A 20,078-nucleotide genomic window follows, 5' to 3' on the forward strand; every position below is an offset into this window, starting at 1 on the left:
CTAGGCATCGGCCACCGGCTCCAATCCCAACGGCCCGCGGAAGAGCCGGTGATCGATGACGCTCTTCAGGTACGGCACGCCCACCGTGTAGCCGGTGCCGCGCTCCTCGCCGATCATCCGGACCGCCAGCTTCCAGTGCGTCTGCTTCCAGCGTTGGTGCACGGTCTCCAGCTCCCTGGTGGCCGCGCTCACCAGAGCGAGGCCACCGGCGTCCAGCAGACCGCCCGCGGTGGCGTCCCGGACCGCGGTGGCGAGATCGCTCCAGTCCCCGCGGACGCGGTCGCGCAGCTGCCCGACCGCCTCGAAGGCCGGCGAGTCCAGCCGCTCCGGGGGAGGAGGCGAGCAGAGCGCCTCGAATGTCTTGTAATTCCCGGACTGAATCGCGCTCGCACCCTCGGTGTAGACGCGGAACACGCGGAACGACTCCGCCCGCATGGTCGCGACGAGCGAGAAGAGGGTGCGCGCCTCGGCGAGCAGGGCGCTGCACCGGTGAATGTGTTCGGCCGCGGCTGCGGGATTCTTCTCGCGCACCTCGGAAATAGCCGCCCGCATTTCGGAGGCCATCGCGGAAAAGGTCAGTTCAAAAGACTGCAAAATTCGGATGAAGAGGTACTCGTCATGCGCCGTGTATACCGGCTGCATACTCGTCAGGAGCGCGAGCCGGCGCTCCGGCGAGGTATCGGCGAGAAGCCGGTGCGATACTTCGGCGATACTCCCGGATGATCCGGTTCCGGTTCCGTCGAGCCGTCTGACAATCGGCGTGAGCGCGGTCTCGATCAGCTTCGCGCGTTTTCGCAGCAGTGCGCTCTCGGGTCGCATCTGCGGCAGCCAGTCGTGGCTTTCGGAGCGTACCCCGTCCTCGAACGACCACAGGTCGGCCAGCAGCAGCCCGACCCATTCGTCCCGGTGGCGGCGGCTGCCTGCGGCGTCCGTGGTCCCGCCGTCGCCGTCGAGCCCGAGCGTCAGCAGGTCGATGCCGAGGTAGCTTCGGTAGGCGTAGGTGCCGTCCCACTTGTCCAGGGTGACCGCGAGGAACTGATCCAGCATCAGCCGATCGCGGTCGCCGGCGGCCGCCGGGGCGAGCCTGGCCCGAAGCGACGCCAACGCCTGGAGCACCTCAGTCGGCGCGAAGTGCTTCCCGTCGGCTCGTAAGCATGAGATGACCGATTCGAATGGAAAATGGACGGCGCGCTCGGATTCATTCCAGTTGACGAGCGCGCACGCCAAGGCCGACGATGCGGCTGAAGAGCGCATGATAGGTACCTGATCCCCCGCAGGATTTGAAGTGCGTCGAATACATCAAGTGCGACGACGCTGTGATGGACAGTACAAGCCGTCCTGGGGCCTGGCAACCCTCATTTGCCCGCCGCCCGGCGGCGTCGCGCCGCCCGGCTTGCTATGACCCGGGTTGTCCGGTTCTTCCGGAAGGTTGCCATTGATCCTTCTCTGTGCTCTAACTGCTGTCAATTGGAAAGGTTGACCAGGAGGAGGGCCCCGCCTATAGTCCGAGCGGTCTGGATGGCATAAATACGGGGGTGTTTGTATGACTGTCCGTGTCATGGGATTCAATCTGAGCCACGACAGCAGTGCCTGCCTGGTCGTCGACGGAGAGATTCGTGCCGCTCTCGCATTGGAGCGCACGTCGCGGGTCAAAAGGGGAACGGTTCCGCTGCACGCCTATGCCGGCGCCATGGCGGAGCTCACCCGCGAAATCCTGGCCGGCGAAGGGCTGACCGCGTCGGACGTCGACTACTGGATCACGACCTCCACCGAGTCGCGCAACGACGAGGACGAGGCGCGGCTGGCCGGCGTGCTGGGGCTGCTCGTCCCACCGGAGCGCTCCGTCCACCTGCCGCACCCGGGCCACCACCTGGCCCATGCCAGCGCCGCCTTCTACGCCTCCGGGTTCGACGAGGCCGCGGCCCTGGTCATCGACGCCTACGGTTCGCTGGTCGGCACCGGCCGGGAGCGCGAGTCCGGCTTCCACTTCCGTCCCGGGGCCGCTCCCGAGCGCGTCCTGCAGACCCTGCGGGACTCCGAACGGGCGGCGGGCTACCACCGCGACGGCGAGATCTGGATGCCGACCGAACTCACCGGCATCGGTGAGATCTACCGGGTGATCACCCTGGCGCTGGGCTTCCGCGAGTCCGGCACCGTCTACGACGACGCCGGCAAGACCATGGGCCTGGCCTCGTACGGCAAGCGGTTCTCGAAGGAGAACCTGTTCATCGAGACGGGGCCGGACGGTTCCCTGAGCTTCGACCGGGTCGCCGACTCCCTGGTCGAGTTGGGGCTCGCCGAGCGCCACGGCAGCGAACTGCGGCTGCTGCCGCGCCGTCCGCGAGCACCGTACGAGCAGTTCCACTACGACCTGGCCGCCCAGGTCCAGGCCGAGTTCGAGGAGGCCGTCCTGCACCAGGTCCGCGAGGTCCTGGTCCGCACCGGCAGCCGCTCCCTGGTCGCCGCGGGCGGCTGCTTCCTCAACTCGACGCTCAATCCGCGGCTCCTGCGGGAGACCGAGATCGATCGGCTGTTCGTCTTCCCGGCGGCCACCGACGACGGCAACGCCGCAGGTGCCGCGCTCTACGCCTACCACAACCTGGCCGGCCGCCCCTCGTCCGCCGGCAAGGCTCTGCGACACGTCTACCTCGGCCCGCCGCGGGTGACCGGCCGCGACCTGGCAGCGGTCGCCGAGCGCTGGCAGCTCCCGGTGCAGCGACACTCCGGCCCGGCCGCCGTCGCCGAGGCTGCCGCCGCGGCCATCGCCCGCGGGGAGATCATCGGCTGGTTCCAGGACCGCTCGGAGTACGGGCCGCGGTCGCTGGGAGCGCGCTCGATCCTGTGCCACCCGGGCCTGCCGGGGATGAAGGACCGCCTGAACGCACGGGTGAAGTTCCGCGAGGGATTCCGTCCGTTCGCCGGATCGGCGCTGGCCGAGCGGGCCCACGACTTCTTCGAACTTCCCACCGAGGAAAGTCCCTTCATGCTGCTGGTGTGCCCGGTCCGGCCGGCCCGCCAGGAGTCGGTGAGCGAGCTCGTGCACATCGACGGCAGCTGCCGGATCCAGACGGTGGCGGCGGACACTCCCGGGCCGTTCCGGGCGCTGCTGGAGGCGTTCGACGCACAGACCGGCCTGCCGCTGGTCCTGAACACCTCGTTCAACCTCCGCGGCATGCCCATCGTGGAACGGCCCGAGGAGGCGATCGACTGCCTCTACGGCTCGCGGCTCGACCGGCTCTTCATCGGCGATCTCGAGATCGCCCGCCCGGACCTGAACGCGCTGCATCCGGTCCGAACCGAGGTCCGGGAGCGTTGGTCCGCCAGCCGCGAGACGACCAAGGGTCCCTCTACCGAAGGCGTTTCCGCGCTCGGCATCGGCATCCTCGAGCGGGCTGACGCGAGCCGCTCGATCCGGGACATCGCCGAGGAGCTCGCCGCCGACCTCGACCAGGCCGTCGACACCGCACTCGACCTGCGCAGGTTGGGACTGCTCCAGTGGGCCGGGCTGCCCGAGGTGCCGCGCCCGGTCTACCCGCTGGCCCAGTACCTGCCGGACGGCTCGGCGGACTGAGCCTTCCGCCGGGCTACGCCAGTGGCCCCGGACACCGACTCGGTGTCCGGGGCCACTCGGTGTTCGCCGACCGGTCAGCCCCGGCCGAGGGCGGACAGCGGCAGTTCGGGCCGCTCGGCCGCCGCGCGCGCGGTGCGGGCCAGCCGGTCCGCCAGCGCTTGGGCTGTCTCCGGCGTGAACAGGTCCGCGCGGTAATGCAGTTCTCCGATCAGCCGGTCGCCGTCCGGCCGCACGGTGAGCAGCAGGTCGAGCACGTTGCCGCCCTGCGCGGCACGCACCGGCTCGACCGAGACCCCGGGCAGCGCGAGCCGGTCCGGCTGCTGGGTCAGCAGCTGGAAGGCCACCTGGACCAGCGGGTTTCGGGTCAGGTCGCGCGGCGGGCGCAACGCACTCACCAGCTGGTCGAACGGCACCTCCTGGTGCCGGTAGGCGGCCAGCGAGGCCGATCTGACCCGGGCCACCAGCTCGGCGAAGCCCGGGTCGCCGGCGCAGTCCATGTGCAGGGCCAGGGTGTTCACGAAGAGCCCGACCAGCGGTTCGGTCTCCGTCGACGTCCGGTTGCCGGCGAACGTGCCGACCAGGAAGTCGTCCTGGCCCGAGAGGTCGGCCAGGGCCGCGGCGAACACCGCCAGCAGCACCATGAACGGTGTCGCCCCCGCACCGCGTGCGACCGCGTCGACCTCCCGGACGGTCGCCGCCGGCAGCTCGAAACCGACGACCCGGTCGACCGAGTCCCGGAGCTCCGCGCGGGGGAAGTCCGTCGGCAGATCGAGCACCGGCGGCACCGGTGCCAGCTGCGCGCGGCGCCGCTCCAGTTGCTCGCGCAGCGCGGTGCGCTGCGGCAGGCTCCGCTGCCAAGCCACGTAGTGCGGGTACTGGACCGCGAGCGGGTCCAGTACGGCCGGCCCACGGCCGTTGGCGCGGGCTTGGTAGTAGGCCGCCAGGCCCTGCCAGAACACGTCCAGGGACCAGTCATCGGCGACGATGTGATGGATCACCAGAACCACCACATGGCTCGCTTCGGCTACCCGCAGCAGCGTCATGCGCAGCAGCGGTCCACGGTCGAGCCGGATCGGCAGGCGCAGCTCCCGGTCGATCGCCGCCGCGACCCCGGAGTCCTCGGCGCCCTCGAGCGAGACCGTCTCGAACGGCGGCGTGCCGGCCTCGGAGACCACCTGGTACGGCACGCCGTCCACGGCGCCGAAGGTGGCGCGCAGTGCCTGGTGCCGGGCGATCGTGTCACCCAGCGCGGCCCGCAGCGCCTCCGGGTCCAGCGGCCCGGTGAGGCGGTAGGCCTCCAGCATCAGATAGTCGGTGCTGCCCGGGGTGAACTGGTCGAGCAGCCACAACCGCTGCTGCGCGAAGGACAGTTCGTGCCGGTACCCGGCCTCCCTGACGGTCGCCGGGATGCCCTGGACGGGGCCCGGGCGCGCCGCGGCGCGGTCCACCAGCGCGGCCAGGTCCTGCACCGTCCGGTGGGTCAGCAGGTCCTCGACGGACAGGTCGCAGTTCAGCGCCCGGCGGATCCGGGCGCAGATCCTGGTGGCCGCCAGCGAGTGGCCGCCGAGGTCGAGGAAGCCGTCATCGAGGCCCACCGGTGCGAATTCCAGTACCGTCTCCCAGATCTCCGCCACGATCTGCTCGGTCTTGGTGCGCGGTGGGAGATAGGCCGCGGCCAGCGCGGGCCGCGCGGATCCGGGGTCAGGCAGGGCGTTGCGGTCGATCTTCCCGCTGGAGGTCAGGGGCAGCGTGTCGAGGGTGATCCACACGGTCGGGATCATGTAGTCGGGAAGCCGCCCGGCCAGCCGGGCCCGCACCGCCGCGAGGTCGCACTCCTCGACGGAGGGCACCAGGTAGGCGGCCAGCCGCTGCTCGCCGCCCACCGTGGCCGGAGCGGTGACTGCCACGGCCGCCACGGCGGGGTCCGCCGAGAGCGCGGTCTCGATCTCGCCGAGCTCGACCCGGTTGCCGCGGATCTTCACCTGCTGGTCCATCCGGCCCAGGTACACGATGGCGCCGTCGGGAAGCCGGCGGACCAGGTCCCCGGTGAGGTAGAGACGCTCTCCGGGCGTGGCCGCGTACGGATCGGGGACGAACCGGTCCGCGGTCAGGCCCGGCCGGCCGTGGTAGCCGCGCGCGAGCTGGACGCCCGCCAGGCAGAGCTGGCCCGGCGTCAGATCAGGTACCGCGCGCAGCTCCGCGTCCAGTACCAGCGCCCTCGTCCCGGGTACCGCGTGCCCGATCGTCACCGGCTCGCCGGGGAGGCAGCGGACACCGGTGGACTCGACGCTGGCCTCGGTGGGACCGTACAGGTTGAAGACGTCGCAGCCGAGGTGCTCGTGCGCCGCCGACACCAGGTCGGCGGTGAGCGCCTCGCCGCTGCACAGGATGCGCCGAAGGGACGGCAGCGGTCCCACCGGCTCGGCGAGGAAGGCCCGCAGCATGGAGGGCACGAAGCTGACCGTGGTGATCCGGTGCTCGCCGATCACCTGGGCCAGGTAGCGCGGGTCGCGGTGCCCGCCGGGCCGGGCCATCACCACCGTCGCCCCGTTGGCCAGTGGCCAGAACAGCTCCGGTACCGACACGTCGAAGCTGTAGGGCGTCTTCTGGAGCACCCGGTCGCCGACCGCCAGCGGGAACCACTCCTGCGCCCAGGCAAGGCGGTTGACCACCCCGGCGTGCGGTACCACGACCCCCTTCGGCCGCCCGGTCGAGCCGGAGGTGTAGATGGCGTAGGCCGGGTTGGCGGGGGCCGGCGCCATCGGGCGCGCCCTGCCGTCGCGGGCCGCGGCCGAGTCGGCGCCCTCGGTCGCGGCCGTATCCGTGCCCTCGGCCGCGGCGGTGTCCTCGTCGTCGGCGTGCACCACCACCCCGTGGTAGGCCGCGAATCCTTCGGCCAGCCGCCGATCGGTGACCACGAGGGGCGCCGCCGAATCCTCCAGCAGGTAGGCGAGCCGGTCGGCGGGATAGTCCGGGTCGAGGGGCACGTAGGCGCCGCCGGCCTTGAGCACCGCCAGCAGGGTGACCAGCAGTTCCACCCCGCGGTGCAGGCAGACGCCGACCGGGAGTTCGGGGCCCACGCCCAGCGACCGCAGGCGGTGCGCCAACCGGTCGGCCCGCCGGTCGAGGTCCCGATAGGACAGCTCTGTCGCGGTCGCGGCGGTGTCGCCGACGATCAGGGCGATCGCGTGCGGCGTCCTGGCGACCTGGGCCTCGAAGAGTTCATGGATACAGCGCTCGCTCACGGGCAGCTCCTTGACAAGGGACGTGAGCTGGAATCCGCCGGCCGGTCCTCGGCATCCCGGCTGCCGGGCCACCCCGCCGGAGTCGGCGCCGGGTCGCCCGTCGGCTGCGCGGTGGCGGCAACACGGCGCTCTCGCACCGGTGCACCGGCGTCCACGGATCCGCGGCAGCCGTACAGCCTGCCCGCAGTGGGCGCGTTGCGGCCCAGCCCGATCGGGCGAAGGCGTCCCCCAGCCGGACGACCGTAGCACGTGGCCCTGCGCGTATCGATCGCCCGACAGATGATCCGCGGTTTCCTCTGGCGGAACGGACACGGTTCGTGATGGGATTGGATCCGCGCGCCGTCGCGGCGAGTTCGAGCCGGCGCCACCGTCAGACGTTCGACGAGCCAGAGCTGCTGACGGTGACTCACCCGCCTTTTCAGTCCGGGTGGTGCCCACTCTCGCGTCCGAGCCCGCTGAGCATCCGTGGCCGACGCAGCTGCAACGGCCCCGTGGAGAGTCCAGCCGACCGGCGCCGCAGCCCGAGGATCCACCCCCGCGCGGGACCGGTCGGCCGGTCCCCCCCCGAACCTCGCCCCGCCCAGCGCGGATTGCTGCCCACGGATGATCGGAGATCACGTGCCCGCCGCCGGCCCAGTCGTGGCCCTGCCCTCGAACAGCCTGCTGCTCCTGCTGCTCCAGGCCGGATTACTCCTCCTGCTCGCCCTCGTGCTCGGGCAGCTCGCCGCCCGGTTCCGCCTGCCGGCCGTGGTGGGCGAGCTGAGCGCCGGCATCCTGCTGGGGCCGACCGTGTTCGGCCACCTCATGCCCGGGCTCTTCGACCGGCTGCTGCCCGCCTCCGCATCCCAGTTCCATCTGCTGGACGCGGTCGGCCAGTTCGGACTCATCCTGCTGATCGGCGTCACGGGCATGGAGGTCGACCTCGCGCTCGCGCGCCGGCGCCGGGCCACCGTGGCCAGCATCGCCACGGCCGGGCTGCTGCTGCCGCTCGGGCTGGGCGTCGGGCTCGGCTACCTGCTGCCGGGCTCGCTCGTCCCGGAGTCGACCGGCCGACTGGCCTTCGCGCTGTTCCTCGGCGTCGCGCTCTGCGTCAGCGCCATCCCGGTGATCGCCAAGACGCTCGCCGACATGAGTCTCACCCACCGCAACGTCGGTCAGCTGATGCTGGCCTCGGCGATGGTCGACGACGTTGTGGGCTGGCTGCTGCTGTCCGTGGTCTCCGCCATCGCCGTGGGGACCTCCACCGTCGGCGGTGTCCTGCGATCCATCGGCCTCACCGGCCTGATCGTCGGCGTGACCGTGCTGCTCGCCCGCCCGCTGATCCGCCGGGTGATGGATCGGGCCACGCGTCGCGGCGACGGATCAAGCGAGATCGCCACAGCGGTCGTGATCATTCTGCTGAGTGCGGGAACCGCCCAGGCGCTGCACCTGGAGGCGATGTTCGGCGCGTTCCTGGCCGGGGTCCTGATCGGTATCGGTGCCCCTCGGCTTCCTGCCGGGCTGGCCCCGCTGCGACAGGTGGTCCTGGCGGTCCTCGCTCCACTCTTCTTCGCCACGGCGGGGCTGCGGATCGACCTGGCCGCGCTCTGGTCACCGGTCGTCCTCGGCGCGGCGCTCCTGGTTCTCGGGGTCGCGGTGATCGGCAAGTTCAGCGGCGCCATGCTCGGCGCGCTGGCCGGCCGACTCAACCGCTGGGAGGCGCTGGCGATCGGTGCCGGGCTCAACTCCCGCGGGGTCATCCAGATCGTCATCGCGACCGCGGGCCTCAGGATGGGCATTCTCAGCGAGGCGACCTTCACGATCCTGATCCTGGTGGCCATCACCACGTCGGTCATGGCCGCCCCCGTACTGAGGATCGCGATGCGACACATCGAGCACACCGCAGAGGAACACCTCCGCAGGACCGGCGAACCCCAGCCCTCGTCCAACTCCGACGTCCTCAACCCGGGCTGACCGCCCGCCGGTCCGGCCGGGCCTGCGAAACACGGGAGGCGGGCCGGGACTTCCCCTGGCCACACTCCCCAGCGATCGTTGTCCGAGGGGTACTTGAACCATCGGCCAACCTGGAGTTGTGCTTCTGCGGGCTGGAGCTTGCCCGGCCGGCGGTCGTGGGCAGTGGCGGCTGGATTCCATTCGGGTGAGGTCGGAGGGCTGCGGACGTCTGTGAGACCGCCCCGGCGATCGCTGCGGGCTCCGAGACCACAGTTGGTCAGCTGCCGGGTACGGGTAGGCCTCCGACACCTCCAAGGAGCGGGAGTATCGATGAGGGAACTCCTGGACAAGATCGAGGCCCGGCAGCAGCTGGTCCAGGACACGGTCGAGCGACTGCGTGAGCAGATCACCCTGCTCAGTGAGCAACTCGCCGCCGCCGAGCGCACCTTGCAACGCCTTCAGGTCACTCGCGAGACCGTGCTGGAGCTGGCGGTCGAGGACGGTGGCTCGCTGCCCGAGCCGCTGCCGCCCGGCTACCGCGAGGTCCTCGCCGCCTTCGAGCAGGCCGGGCGAGGCCTGCGGGCCAGGGATGTCTGCCAGGCTCTCGGCATCGGGCTGGAGCCGCGGCACACCGAGGGCACCCGCGCCAAGCTGAAGCGCCTGGTGAACCGCGGCATCCTCACCGAACCCGAACCCGAACCCGAACCCGAACCCGAACCCGGCCTGTACATCCTGCCCCAGCCGACGTCGGCGGCACCCGACACCAGCTCGAACTGAAATTGATGACCCATCACAGAACACCCTGCTCAAAGCACATACCGTTGCCGCGGAACGCTGACACCACTACGGTCGCCATCGAAGGTTGAGTCGCTGACGCGGAACGGCGGGGGTGCAGTGCTCGATGCGCTGGTGACAACTGCGGCCGGGGCTCTCTCCGCCACGATCGGCGTCGTGGTCGGGGGCATCGTCACGCGGCGTGCGCAGGACCGGCAGTGGCTCCGCGACCAACAGTTGGCCGCCTACCAGGAGCTGTTCCTCCACTACGCCAAGTTCACGATGGAGATTGGCCGGGCGCATGCCGACCGTCGAGGCTGGGATTACGACTGGGGAGAGTGGAGTGCGGTCCTGACACGCGTGAGCCTGGTAGCCCCCAACGATGTGGCGACAGCGATTGACGAGTTCGGCCACGCCGTCGACGGCTTCCTGGAGCAAGTGGCGAGGCGGGCCGATCCACTGAGGAATCCGTTGAGCCCCGAGGAGTTCCACGCGGCCAAACAAGAACCGGCCCGGGCACAGATACGACTCGTCAACGCCATACGACGGTCGCTGGGCAACGATCGCGGACTGCCCTTCCAAATCGGCGGGTGAACCATGGGCCAAGGTGTCCTGCCCGGCTGACGCAATCTGCTGGCCGAAACGGCCATAAGCCCACAGACCGCCCACTCAGTTGCCGGACAGCGTTCGTGGGTGGGGGTGGCGGTGTGCCGTCCTGGCGTAGGGTTTGTCGACCTTTCCTATGGAGGGATTGACGACGTTGCCCGGAGTGCGAGTTGCCTGCCCGGCTGTAGTGCCGGAAGTGAGTCCGGGCTGTCCGCGTGGGGTGGACGGGTCCGCGGGCTTCGGTTCCTCCTGCGCGTCGGTGGGCGGGGCGTGCCTGCCGTGTGTCGGCCGGACTCTCCTTGTTCCTGCGGGCCCCGGCCCGGGGTGTCGGCGGGCCGCACGTCGCTTATCGCCGGGTTGAGAGCTCGGCGGGCCGCCGGTCTTCGTCGGCCGGTCTCCTTCGTCCGGTCGGCCCGTCGGAGCCGCTCACTGTCACAGAGCTCCTGCCATCCCCGTCATCCGGCGCTGCCTTGGTGCCCGTTCCCCTTGAGAGGTTTGCCGTGCCCGTGGGCGACTCGCGCTTCAGTGTCCTGTCCGCGGACTTCGCCGCCGCTCCCTACCAGTACTTCGCCCGGCTCAGAGAGCAGTCGCCGGTGCACTACGAGCCGGCGATAGACAGTTACTTCCTGTCCCGTCATCAGGACGTGAAGCGGGTGCTGACCGACCATGAGGCGTTCACCACGGAGACGTTGCAGGTGCGCGCCGAGCCGGTGATGCGTGGACCGGTCCTCGCCCAGATGACCGGGGCCGAGCACACCGCCAAGCGAAGTATCGTCGTGCGGGGCTTCACCGGGCAGGCCCTGCAGGACCAGATACGCGCCATCCACACGAACGCCGCCGAGCTCCTCGCGCCCTTCCTTCCCCAGGGCCGGGTGGACCTCGTCCACGACTTCGGCAGACCCCTGGCCGTCCACGTGACGCTCGATGTCCTCGGCCTGGACAGGAAGGACTGGCGGCAGGTCACCACCTGGCTCGGCGGGGTCGGCGAGTTCATCACCAGCATCGCTCTCGCTCCCGAGCGCCGCCGGCACTGCCTGGACTGCGCCGAGCAGCTGGAGGCCTACCTCGTCCCCGTCATCGAACAGCGCCGCCGTCACCCCGGCGCGGACCTGATATCGACGCTGTGCACGGCCGAGTTCGACGGCATCGCCATGAGCAACCGCGACGTCACCGCGCTCGTCATCAACGTTCTGGTAGCCGCTGTCGAGCCCGCCGACAAGACCCTCGCGCTGCTCTTCAAGCACCTGATCGACCATCCCGAGCAGCTGGCGCAGCTCCGCGAGAACCCGGCCCTGCTGCCCGCCGCGATCGCCGAGACCCTGCGCTACACCCCGCCCGTCCAACTCATCCCCCGTCAGGCGGGGAAGGACGCGGTGTTCGCCGGCACCGTCGTCCCGGCGGGCGCCACCGTGTTCTGCATGATCGGCGCGGCCAACCGCGACCCGGACGCGTTCACGGCACCGGAGTCCTTCGACATCCACCGCCCGGACCTGGGCACCGCCCGGTCCTTCACCGCGGCCGCCCAGCACCTCGCCTTCGGCACGGGACTCCATCAGTGTGTCGGCGCGGCCTTCGCCCGCGCCGAGATCGAGACCGTCGCCGCGATGCTCCTTCCCCTGCTCGACCAGGTCCGCTACAGCCCCGGCTTCCACTACCGGGAGACCGGCCTCTATACCCGTGGCCCCGCTTCTCTGTGCCTGGACTTCACCCCCGTCCACGACGGCTGAGGCTTGGCTGACGCCGCCCCTCCCGTCCGGACGGAGGCGGTGACGCTACGGCCGTCCGCGGCGGCAGGCTGGCGGTGGCCATGGCGGGCAGATGTGAACGAGCCCTGTCGTCCGGCATCGCCTGGCCGGGACGGTTGCCGGGCCGTCCGGGGGCACAGGCCGCGCACCATTCGCGCAGTTTGTCCGGTCTGGTTGCAAGTCCTCCGCAAGGGTGGGGCGGAATCAGCCGGGTGTCAGCGCTCGGTCAGACCGCCGGGCCATGCTGGGAGCACATCGGGGAACACGAGCGGTCCCTGATCGGGAGAGGTGCCCGGAGCGGTTCATCGGGTGCCTGGCCGGCAACGGCCGAGCAGGGTCCTCCGGGGCCCGCGCAGGTTCGAATCCTGCCCTCTCCGCCCCGCACGCCGGCCTCCCGCCGGCGGACCGGTCGTCGGCCCTGGGCCGCCGCTCCGGGTGTGTGGCGTCGTCGGGTGGCACGATCGCGTTGCCCGGGTTGTGGTGTTTCCTGTGGTGTTCGCTTGGATCGGTTGCGTGACCTTCGTCTCTTGTCGGGGTGTGGCCGTCATGGTTTGATCACGATGTTTCTGGTGGGTGGCCGCCCGCGGGTGCCCGATCATGGTGTGCCGGCGGGTGGTGTGTGGTGGTGTTGTCGGGGGTGTGGGGCTTGTTCACGGATGCTGATTCCGCCGGAAGCGGTGGTGGGCCGACTCCTGCGGAGCTGCGGGATCTTCAGGCGCAGGTGGACGCGCTGGCGCGGGATGTCGTCGCGATGCGGGAACGGTTGAAGCAGTCTCCGGGCCTGCCGCGCGGGGTGCGGGGTGCGTTGTCGGGCGCGGTGGACGACGCGCTCGCGCAGGTGGCGCGGCGGATCGGTGGCGCGGCCGGGGAGCTGGCGCGGGTGCGCGCCGCCCAGGGGCCGGGGTCGTGTACGGCGTGGTGGGGGATCTGTCCGCGGTGCGGGCCGACGCTGCGGACGCGGGACGGCCGCTCGTGGTGTCGGGAGTGCAGCGCCGGATGGGGCTATGACCGTACCCAGGGCCCCTGCGGTGAGCCGGCGGTGTTCCTGGCGATGGACGCGCAGGGCGGAACGGTCGTCGTCTGTGCCGCGCACGGCCGGCACATGCAGGAACGCCTCGACGGCGGGCTTCTCCTGGCGATCCCCACGTCGTAGAGCCACGGGCCACCCGCCGCCCGCCACCCTCGCGCTGCGTGGTCGGCCGGCGCTTCCGGTGCCGGTCGCGCGTCACGGGGTTCGTCGTGGTGGCTTGACGCGGGGGTCGGTGGCCGGCACGTGGCCCAGAGCCAGCATGCTCAGGCCGAACATCAGGACACCCAGGGGGACATGGAGCGCGGGCTTGTGCGCGATGCCGAGGATCACCTGCGCCGAGGCGAGTGCGAGGAAGCCGGAGGCGTGCAGGACGGGGCGGGGTGAGGCGCCGCCGGGCCGCCATGCCAGGATCGCGGCGAGCACGTACAGCATCGACGCCGCGTACATCACGCGCGCTCCGACGCTGTGCAGCACCTCGCCGTGGGACGAGGACAGCAGCAGCCCGGCGGTGACCGCCTGGAACAGGATGGCAGCGGTCTGCGCGAAGATCGCCACGCGCAGGAACGTGGATCCGCCCGGCGCTGTCGTCGTTCGTGTGGCCATGAGGAGGTCCTCTCTTCTGCCGCTCGGTGGCGGATCGGTGGTGTCCCGGCAGTCCGACGACGCAGGCCCGCGAAATGTCAGGCGAGGCGCCGGCCTCACAGTGCGGTGCCGTATTTCGTCGAAAGGGCGAGAGCGGAAGCGGACGAGAAGAACCAGGGAGCGACCATGAGCAGCCCATCCGTGCCGGAGCACGACCGGTGCGAGCCGGACCTGAGCGCGATCGTCGGCGAGCGGCGCCGGCTGATCAATCTCGCCTACCGGCTGCTCGGTTCGCTGACCGAGGCCGAGGACGCCGTGCAGGAGACCTACACCCGCTGGTACGCGATGTCACGGCAGCAGCAGGAGGCCATCGCGTCGCCCGGCGCCTGGCTGACGACGGTGGCCGGCCGCGTCTGCCTGGACGTGCTCGGCTCGGCGCGGGCCCGGCGCGAGCGCTACGTCGGCGCCTGGATACCCGAGCCGCTGCCCGACCGTGCGCAGTGGACCGACGGGCGGGCAGGCGGCGGGGTCGGGCCGGCCGACCCCGCCGACCGGATCACCCTGGACGAGTCGGTGACCATGGCCTTCCTCGTGGTCCTGGAGTCGATGACGCCGGCCGAACGCGTGGCGTTCGTCCTGCACGACGTCTTCCGCTACCCCTTCGCCGAGGTCGCCGGGATCGTCGGCCGGACGCCCGCGGCCTGCCGGCAGCTCGCGTCCTCGGCCCGTCGGCGCATCCGCGTCGCGCGTACCCCGGCGGCTGCGGCAGCCGGGCAGGCCACTGTCGTGCGGCATTTCAAGGAGGCCTGGGAGTCCGGTGACGTCGCAGCCCTCGTCGGCCTCCTCGACCCCGACGCCACGATGACCGCTGACGGCGGTGGCCTGGTCGGGGCCGCCCTGCGCCCGGTCGAGGGCGGCGAGCGCATCGCCCAGTACCTGATCCACATGGCCGGCAGAGCCCCTGGGCTGACGCTCCTGGAGCGGACGGTCAACGGCCGGCCCGGCCTGGTCGCCCAGCATGCCGGCACCACCGTGTCCGTGGCGGCGTTCGGCCTCACCGGAGGCGGCCGCATCGCTCGCATCTGGGCGGTCCGAAACCCGGAGAAACTCCGTGCGTGGACCGGGAACGGACGGAACTGACCCGGCGGCGGGGGGCACCCGCGACGCCGAGGGCCTGGGCCCGATCGGGGACCTCGCGCTTCATGGCCCCGCTGAGCGTCGGTGTCGGCCCGCGGGAGCGCAAGAGGATCTCTGACCTGCGATGTCTCGTTCGAGCTGGCACGAGTGGCGCGTGGCGGGCACCGCCGCGGCAAGGGGTTCTCGGCGAAGATGTGGCACAGGACGTCGAGAACGGCCCGGCGGCTCCGTCCCAGGAGCGGATGCAGCCACCTGGCCGTGCCACACCGAGGAGACCCAGCATGACGATCCAGCGGATGGACAACGTTCTCATCGTTGTCGAGGACCTCGACACCGTCATTTCGTTCTTCGTCGAACTTGGCATGGAGCTGCAGGGCAAAGGTCCCATCGAGGGACGGTGGGTGGAACGCGTCATCGGGCTCGACGACGTTCGACAGGACATCGCCATGCTGCGGACCCCGGACGGCCACGGCCGAATCGAGCTGGCGACGTTCCACCGGCCGAAGGCGATCAGCGCCGAGCCGAGGGACGCGCCGACGAACACACTGGGCATTCGCCGCATCATGTTCGCCGTCGACGACATCGAGGACGTCGTGGCCCGCCTGCGTACCCACGGCGCCGAACTCGTCGGCGAGCTGGCGCAGTACGAGGACAGCTATCGGCTCTGCTACGTCCGCGGCCCCGAGGGCATCATCGTCGGACTGGCCGAGCAGCTCGGCTGAAGGCTGCCGAAGGGTCAGCGGGGTGTCAGCACCTGGTCAGCGACGCTTAGGACCTGGCGTCGAGCTCGGCGGAGCGGTGGGCTTCCGGGCCTGCGGCCGTTCTGCCACTCTGCCAGGGCGACTCTGGGAATACCGGGAGTTGCCATCTCCCGCGACCGGACACGGCCGCCTCGCTGGATCCGTCGCGGCGACCCGGACAGCGACCGGGGATCGGCTGGGGCGAGACTTCTCCCATGAGAGTCAGATGCCTGCAGATCATCCACCCTGCGGCCGACGTCCCGGTCGCGGAGTTCGACGGGATCCGGGTGGGCGGTGTCTACCCGGTCCTGGAGATGGTCACCTACGACATCGATTGCCAGATCCGCGTGCTCGGCCCGGACACACCCGACCCCGGACTGCTCTGGGACCCCGCCGACTTCGAGACGGTGGACACCGGGATACCGCCCGGCTGGACCCTGGTCGTCGCCGGCGGTCGCACCCGCCTCGCGGATGCCCGCTGGCAGCGCCCCGGATTCTGGACCGACTACGCCCACGGCGACCCGCAGGCCCTGGCCGACTACGAGCGTGTGAAGCGGGAACTCCTCGCCGCCGCCCCACGACCCGAGAACTGACGCCGATGGCGACCGGGCGGTCCGCCACACGGTGGCCGGTCGGTCAGACCTCGAAGTCGGACCAGAGGTGACAGACCGTCCGGCCGTCGGCGCCCGTGCCTTCCAGGATGCTGTTGCAACTCATCGCGTAGGTCGGGAAGACGAACGTACCGGGTCCGCTGTCCGGGTCGGTGAGCTGCAGGAACGGCGTCGGATCGCCCGCCTGCTCCAGCGCGTACAGCCGGCGGGCGGCCTCTCGTGCCCGAGCTGCGGCGATGTCCTGCAGGGCGACGCCGGGTTGCTCCAGCTGGCCGATCTGGCTACGGCCCGAGTCGGCGAGGGCGCTGTGCCACTCGCCGAGCCAGGTGGCGTCGAAGCCCACCTCGCCGTAGTCGGCGTCGAGGACGTCCTGCGCCGAGGCCCCCGCGGCGACCACGGCCACCATGGTCACCGCCCACGCGCAGTGCGGGACGTCGATACCATCGCGCGACTCCTCCTCGGCCGCCGCCTTCAGCCAGCGCTCGGGCAACTCCTCGAAGCGCAGGAAGACCTGGGCCAGGCCCGCGGGCATCGCGAAGCTGCAGAACTCGTAGGCGTCCATCGAGGCCAGATCCACCTCCGTGGTGACCTGGAGCCCGCCTGCGTGCACCAGGCGCGAGCGGACTCCCTCCTGGTCGGCCTCGGCCGGGACGCCTTCCTGCGGCGTGCCGTGCTCGGCCAGCACCCGGGCGACCGCCTCCGCCATGCCGATTGCCGAGCCACCCGCCGAGCCACCCGCCGAGCCGTCCGCCGCGTCGTAGGCCGAGCCGTTCGTCGTGCTGTTCGGCGTGCCGTTCGCCATCATGCTTCTCCTGATGTCCCGTCCCGTCGGACCGCTTCCGGCCGCCCTCATCGTGCACCGGGCGGCTGACACTACGACACCGCGCGCCGGTCCGAGCCCGCCGCGCGGTGCAGAATGAGGCGGTCGTTTCGGTCGCGGGGTATGTGGAGGCACGATGGCGGAGCGCGAGGTGGTCGTCCGGCCACTGGGCAGGCCCGGCGATCTGGGCTGGGTGGTGATGGCCCACGGCGAGTTCTACGACCGGGAGTTCGGCTGGGACACCGGCTTCGAGACGCTCGTCGCCCGGATCATCGCGGACTACGCCGAGGAGAAGGAGCCCGGGCCGCAGGCGGCGTGGATCGCGGAGGTCGACGGGGCACGGGCAGGCTGCGTCTTCTGCGTACGCGCGGACGAGAGGACCGCGAAACTGCGGCTGCTGCTCGTCGACCCGGCCGCGCGCGGTCTGGGCCTGGGAGAACGCCTGGTCGAGGAGTGCCTGCGCTTTGCCCGGGAGTCCGGGTACGAGGCGATCACCCTGTGGACCAACGACGTCCTCGGCTCGGCCCGGCGCATCTACCGCAAGCACGGCTTCGAACTCGTCGCCGAGGAATCCCACCACAGCTTCGGCCACGACCTCGTCGGCCAGACCTGGCAGCGCCGGCTGTAACCGACGGTCTCGGCCGCCGGGACGCGACCTCGGGCTCTGTCTGGAGGACTACGAGCTGCGCCTGTCGCACCTGCTGTGGATCGCGGGCGGCCCCGACGTCCCGGCGCGGGTACGGGAGCAGCGGCCGGACCTCGAGCGTCGGGCTCTGCGTCCGCCGGTCCGGCCTCCGGCTGTCGCGTCTGCTGTCCGGGGCGGCGGGAAGTGCGATCCCGGCCGAGGTGCTGGAGGACCTTCCCGACCTCCTGCAGGAGGAGTGGGGCGCCGCCGTCCGGGTGACCGGACTCATCCTGGAGGCGCTGGAGTCCGAGCCGACCGGCACGCCCTGACCGCCGGCAGCGGGAGCGAGGCCAGGGGGTCAGCAGCGTCAATGCGGTGATTCACAGCCGCAGCAGCCCGGCACGGATCCGCTCCAGCAGCGCGACCGTCACATCGCCCGCCGCCTGCGGGTGCACGCGGACGTACCGCTCCGCCGCCAGGTCGGCCACCAGCACCCGCGCCACCCCGAGCGGCACGGGCAGGAGCGCCGCCAGCTCGGCCACCGAGTGCGGGTACTGACACAGTTCCACGATCCGGTGCCGCTCGAAGCCGATCGGGGCGGCCAGTGCGGACGGCAGCGCGGACACGAGGGTCTCGATCCGCAGGTCCTCCTGGACCGGTCGGGTGCGCCCGCCGGTGACGATGAACGGGCGGACGACCTCGCCGGTCTCGAACTCCTCCGTCACGTTCCCACCACGATCGCCTGAGCCTGCGTCAGCAGATGGGGCGGCAGCAGCACGGTGGCCGTCACCCCGTGCGTCGCCGAGGGCGCCAGCCGCACCCGTGCCCCGAGGCGGGCGGCGAGCCGACCGACCACGTAGTGACCGAGCAGCCCGCTGCGGCCGACCAGGAAGCTCTCCTGTCCGGTCAGCCGGGCGTTGGCGCGCTCCAGCTCGGTCTCGTCCATGCCCGTCCCGCGGTCCTGCACCGCGATCAGGTAGCCGGCGCCGCTCACTCGCGCGAAGACCTCCACATCGGTGTCCGAGGCGGAGGCCGCCACCGCGTTCTCCACCAGCTCGGCCAGCAGGTGCGCGACCTCGGCCACCGAGCCCCCGTCCAGCAGGGTCTCGTCAACCTGGCGGAGCACCACGCGCCGGTAGTCCTCCACCTCGCCCAGCGCGGAGCGGATCACATCGCCCATCCCCACCGGTCGGGCCCAGCGGCGCGGGCTCACCTCGCCGACCAGTACCAGCAGGCTCTCCGCGTTGCGGCGCATCCGGGTCGCCAGGTGGTCCAGCTCGAAGAGGTCGGCCAGCGCCCCCGGGTCGTGCTCGCCGCGCTCCAGCGTGGTGAGGAAACCCAGCTGACGGGTGACCAGGGCCTGGTTGCGGCGGCCCAGATTGGCCAGCGACGCGGCGGTGTTCCGCCGCAGCACCGACTGCTCGACGGCCAGGCGAACCGCCGTGCCCGCGACCTGATCCAGCGCCGCGGCCAACTCGACCAGTTCCTCGGTCCGCCCGGCTCCCGCCGAGCTGAGCCCGACCGGTGCCTCCAGCCCCTCCTGCACCTTGGCCACCGCGTCCGGCAGCACCCGGTCGGCCAGAGCGTTGGCCTCGGCGACCAGCGCCGCGATCGGCCGGGTGATCGACCGCGTGGCCGCCACGCCGAGCGCGACCGCGCCGGCCACCGCGACCACCGCGAGACCCAGGTCGACCAGCAGCGAGCCCAGCGCCGCCGAACGCAGCTCCTCGGCCCGCGCCCGGCTCTCCTGCGCGGCCTCGGCCTGCACCCGCTGCAGGTCGTCGACCTGGGTCGAGGCCGCCGACCACCAGTCGGCGGCCTTCACCGGCAGCCGCTCGGCCGCGTAGCCGGCCAGTGCCTGCTGCTCCATCCCGGCCACCGAGACCGCCGCCGGGGTCCGCAGCGCGGCGTCCAGCGAGCTGGTCCTGGCCGGGGTGGCGGTGCGCGGCACCTGGGCCAGCGCAGCGCTCTTCACTGCCGTGATCCGGACGAAGGACGGATAGTCGGCCCCCTTGAAGCTGCCGGCGGCCAGCACGCCGTTGAGGGTGCCGCGCTCGAGGGCGGCCGCCTCGGTGGCATCGCACAGCGCGCGCAGGGTGGTCAGCGCGTCCTGGAGCCGCTGATCGCCCGAGGCGCTCTGGTCGGCGAAGGCGGCCGAGGTCAGCCCGGTGATCGCATCGGTGAAGAAGCCGAGCGCGTCCACGCGGGTGGCGGAGCCGGTGTCGGCCCGGCCGCGCAGCGCGGCCAGCGTGCTGAGCGAAGCCAGCGCCTTTCGCACCGCTTCGGCGCCCGGGGGGCCGGCCGCCAGCTGCCGGTCCAGTGCCTGGCGGGCTTGGTCGGCAGCGGCGCGCCGGCCGGGCAACTGGGCCCGAAAGCTTTCGTCGCCGCCGAGCAGACCGGCCGTCAGGCCGCGCTCGCGCTGGAGCTGGTGGACCAGCTCCTCGGCGGCGACCACCAGGGCGACCCGGTCGCTGGTCCGGCCCGCCTCGGTGTAGCGGGAGGCCTGGGCGGCCGTACCGAGCCCGGCCAGTACCACCAGCACACCCAGGGGAAGAGCGAGTAGCAGGGTCAGCCGGTGGCGAATGCTGCGGAGCTTACGCACGTCGGGGAGTCCCCCTCGGCAAGCGGCCCGGCGGGGTGGGCGCACGGGGAACGGAGGC

At 71.5% G+C, this 20,078-nt stretch carries 16 protein-coding genes and 1 tRNA gene; 11 read left to right on the forward strand and 6 right to left on the reverse strand.

The features are described 5' to 3' along the window. Positions 1 to 1,254, reverse strand: coding sequence for a tryptophan 2,3-dioxygenase (locus tag OG871_RS36265; protein WP_371502653.1), 1,254 nt, complete (start codon positions 1,252 to 1,254; stop codon positions 1 to 3). 436 nt (positions 1,255 to 1,690) lie between these two features. Between OG871_RS36265 and OG871_RS36270 the strand changes: the two genes are divergently transcribed. After that, positions 1,691 to 3,571, forward strand: a complete 1,881-nt coding sequence (locus tag OG871_RS36270) for a carbamoyltransferase C-terminal domain-containing protein (protein ID WP_371502654.1) — start codon at positions 1,691 to 1,693, stop codon at positions 3,569 to 3,571. 74 nt (positions 3,572 to 3,645) lie between these two features. Here the strand turns inward: OG871_RS36270 and OG871_RS36275 are convergent, their stop codons facing one another. Beyond that, a complete protein-coding gene (locus tag OG871_RS36275; RefSeq protein WP_371502655.1) occupies positions 3,646 to 6,816 on the reverse strand; it encodes an amino acid adenylation domain-containing protein in 3,171 nt (1,056 codons plus the stop codon). A gap of 603 nt (positions 6,817 to 7,419) precedes the next feature. Here OG871_RS36275 and OG871_RS36280 point away from each other — a divergent pair. From OG871_RS36280 to OG871_RS36305, 6 genes are all read left to right on the forward strand, one after another. Then, positions 7,420 to 8,769, forward strand: coding sequence for a cation:proton antiporter (locus tag OG871_RS36280; RefSeq protein ID WP_371502657.1), 1,350 nt, complete (start codon positions 7,420 to 7,422; stop codon positions 8,767 to 8,769). A 309-nt stretch (positions 8,770 to 9,078) separates the two neighbouring features. Next, positions 9,079 to 9,525 (forward strand): hypothetical protein, encoded by a 447-nt coding sequence (locus tag OG871_RS36285; protein ID WP_371502658.1) that lies wholly within the window; start codon positions 9,079 to 9,081, stop codon positions 9,523 to 9,525. A gap of 117 nt (positions 9,526 to 9,642) precedes the next feature. Continuing rightward, on the forward strand, positions 9,643 to 10,116 hold the full coding sequence (locus OG871_RS36290; protein ID WP_371502659.1) for a hypothetical protein: 474 nt from the start codon (positions 9,643 to 9,645) through the stop codon (positions 10,114 to 10,116). 518 nt (positions 10,117 to 10,634) lie between these two features. Further along, positions 10,635 to 11,855, forward strand: a complete 1,221-nt coding sequence (locus OG871_RS36295) for a cytochrome P450, cyclodipeptide synthase-associated (RefSeq protein ID WP_371502660.1) — start codon at positions 10,635 to 10,637, stop codon at positions 11,853 to 11,855. Between the two features lie 300 nt (positions 11,856 to 12,155). Next, positions 12,156 to 12,250: transfer RNA gene (locus tag OG871_RS36300), tRNA-Cys, on the forward strand. Positions 12,251 to 12,519: 269 nt separating this feature from the next. Beyond that, entirely contained in the window at positions 12,520 to 13,026 is a 507-nt protein-coding gene (locus tag OG871_RS36305; RefSeq protein WP_371502661.1) for a hypothetical protein, read from the forward strand. A 72-nt stretch (positions 13,027 to 13,098) separates the two neighbouring features. On the opposite strand, the gene OG871_RS36310 is transcribed toward OG871_RS36305, so the two are convergent. Further along, positions 13,099 to 13,506, reverse strand: a complete 408-nt coding sequence (locus OG871_RS36310; RefSeq protein WP_371502662.1) for a hypothetical protein — start codon at positions 13,504 to 13,506, stop codon at positions 13,099 to 13,101. Between the two features lie 165 nt (positions 13,507 to 13,671). Between OG871_RS36310 and sigJ the strand changes: the two genes are divergently transcribed. From sigJ to OG871_RS36325, 3 genes are all read left to right on the forward strand, one after another. Further along, positions 13,672 to 14,625, forward strand: coding sequence for an RNA polymerase sigma factor SigJ (gene sigJ, locus OG871_RS36315; RefSeq protein WP_371502663.1), 954 nt, complete (start codon positions 13,672 to 13,674; stop codon positions 14,623 to 14,625). A 278-nt stretch (positions 14,626 to 14,903) separates the two neighbouring features. Then, complete coding sequence (locus tag OG871_RS36320) at positions 14,904 to 15,344, forward strand: VOC family protein (RefSeq protein WP_371502664.1); 441 nt, start codon at positions 14,904 to 14,906, stop codon at positions 15,342 to 15,344. A gap of 233 nt (positions 15,345 to 15,577) precedes the next feature. After that, on the forward strand, positions 15,578 to 15,955 hold the full coding sequence (locus OG871_RS36325) for a hypothetical protein (RefSeq protein WP_371502666.1): 378 nt from the start codon (positions 15,578 to 15,580) through the stop codon (positions 15,953 to 15,955). A gap of 43 nt (positions 15,956 to 15,998) precedes the next feature. Here the strand turns inward: OG871_RS36325 and OG871_RS36330 are convergent, their stop codons facing one another. Beyond that, positions 15,999 to 16,775 carry a hypothetical protein gene (locus OG871_RS36330; RefSeq protein WP_371502667.1) on the reverse strand — a complete coding sequence of 259 codons (777 nt, stop codon included), beginning with the start codon at positions 16,773 to 16,775 and terminating at the stop codon, positions 15,999 to 16,001. Positions 16,776 to 16,929: 154 nt separating this feature from the next. Between OG871_RS36330 and OG871_RS36335 the strand changes: the two genes are divergently transcribed. After that, positions 16,930 to 17,421, forward strand: a complete 492-nt coding sequence (locus tag OG871_RS36335; RefSeq protein WP_371502669.1) for a GNAT family N-acetyltransferase — start codon at positions 16,930 to 16,932, stop codon at positions 17,419 to 17,421. Positions 17,422 to 17,798: 377 nt separating this feature from the next. Here the strand turns inward: OG871_RS36335 and OG871_RS36340 are convergent, their stop codons facing one another. Beyond that, complete coding sequence (locus OG871_RS36340; protein WP_371502670.1) at positions 17,799 to 18,143, reverse strand: DUF742 domain-containing protein; 345 nt, start codon at positions 18,141 to 18,143, stop codon at positions 17,799 to 17,801. Beyond that, the gene (locus tag OG871_RS36345; protein ID WP_371502671.1) at positions 18,140 to 20,020 is read right to left on the reverse strand and encodes a nitrate- and nitrite sensing domain-containing protein; all 1,881 of its coding nucleotides are present in this window, start codon (positions 20,018 to 20,020) and stop codon (positions 18,140 to 18,142) included. Before OG871_RS36345 ends, OG871_RS36340 begins: the two co-directional genes overlap by 4 nt. Positions 20,021 to 20,078 lie beyond the last annotated feature (58 nt).

The sequence above is a fragment of the Kitasatospora sp. NBC_00374 genome (assembly GCF_041434935.1).
Lineage (GTDB): Bacteria > Actinomycetota > Actinomycetes > Streptomycetales > Streptomycetaceae > Kitasatospora.

Coding starts and splice junctions, on each gene's coding strand:
- OG871_RS36265 (WP_371502653.1), bottom strand. CDS start 1,254: ATGCGCTCTTCAGCCGCATCGTCGGCCTTGGCGTGCGCGCTCGTCAAC.
- OG871_RS36270 (WP_371502654.1), top strand. CDS start 1,691: ATGGCGGAGCTCACCCGCGAAATCCTGGCCGGCGAAGGGCTGACCGCG.
- OG871_RS36280 (WP_371502657.1), top strand. CDS start 7,420: ATGATCGGAGATCACGTGCCCGCCGCCGGCCCAGTCGTGGCCCTGCCC.
- OG871_RS36285 (WP_371502658.1), top strand. CDS start 9,079: ATGAGGGAACTCCTGGACAAGATCGAGGCCCGGCAGCAGCTGGTCCAG.
- OG871_RS36310 (WP_371502662.1), bottom strand. CDS start 13,506: ATGGCCACACGAACGACGACAGCGCCGGGCGGATCCACGTTCCTGCGC.
- sigJ (WP_371502663.1), top strand. CDS start 13,672: ATGAGCAGCCCATCCGTGCCGGAGCACGACCGGTGCGAGCCGGACCTG.
- OG871_RS36320 (WP_371502664.1), top strand. CDS start 14,904: ATGACGATCCAGCGGATGGACAACGTTCTCATCGTTGTCGAGGACCTC.
- OG871_RS36325 (WP_371502666.1), top strand. CDS start 15,578: ATGAGAGTCAGATGCCTGCAGATCATCCACCCTGCGGCCGACGTCCCG.
- OG871_RS36330 (WP_371502667.1), bottom strand. CDS start 16,775: ATGGCGAACGGCACGCCGAACAGCACGACGAACGGCTCGGCCTACGAC.
- OG871_RS36335 (WP_371502669.1), top strand. CDS start 16,930: ATGGCGGAGCGCGAGGTGGTCGTCCGGCCACTGGGCAGGCCCGGCGAT.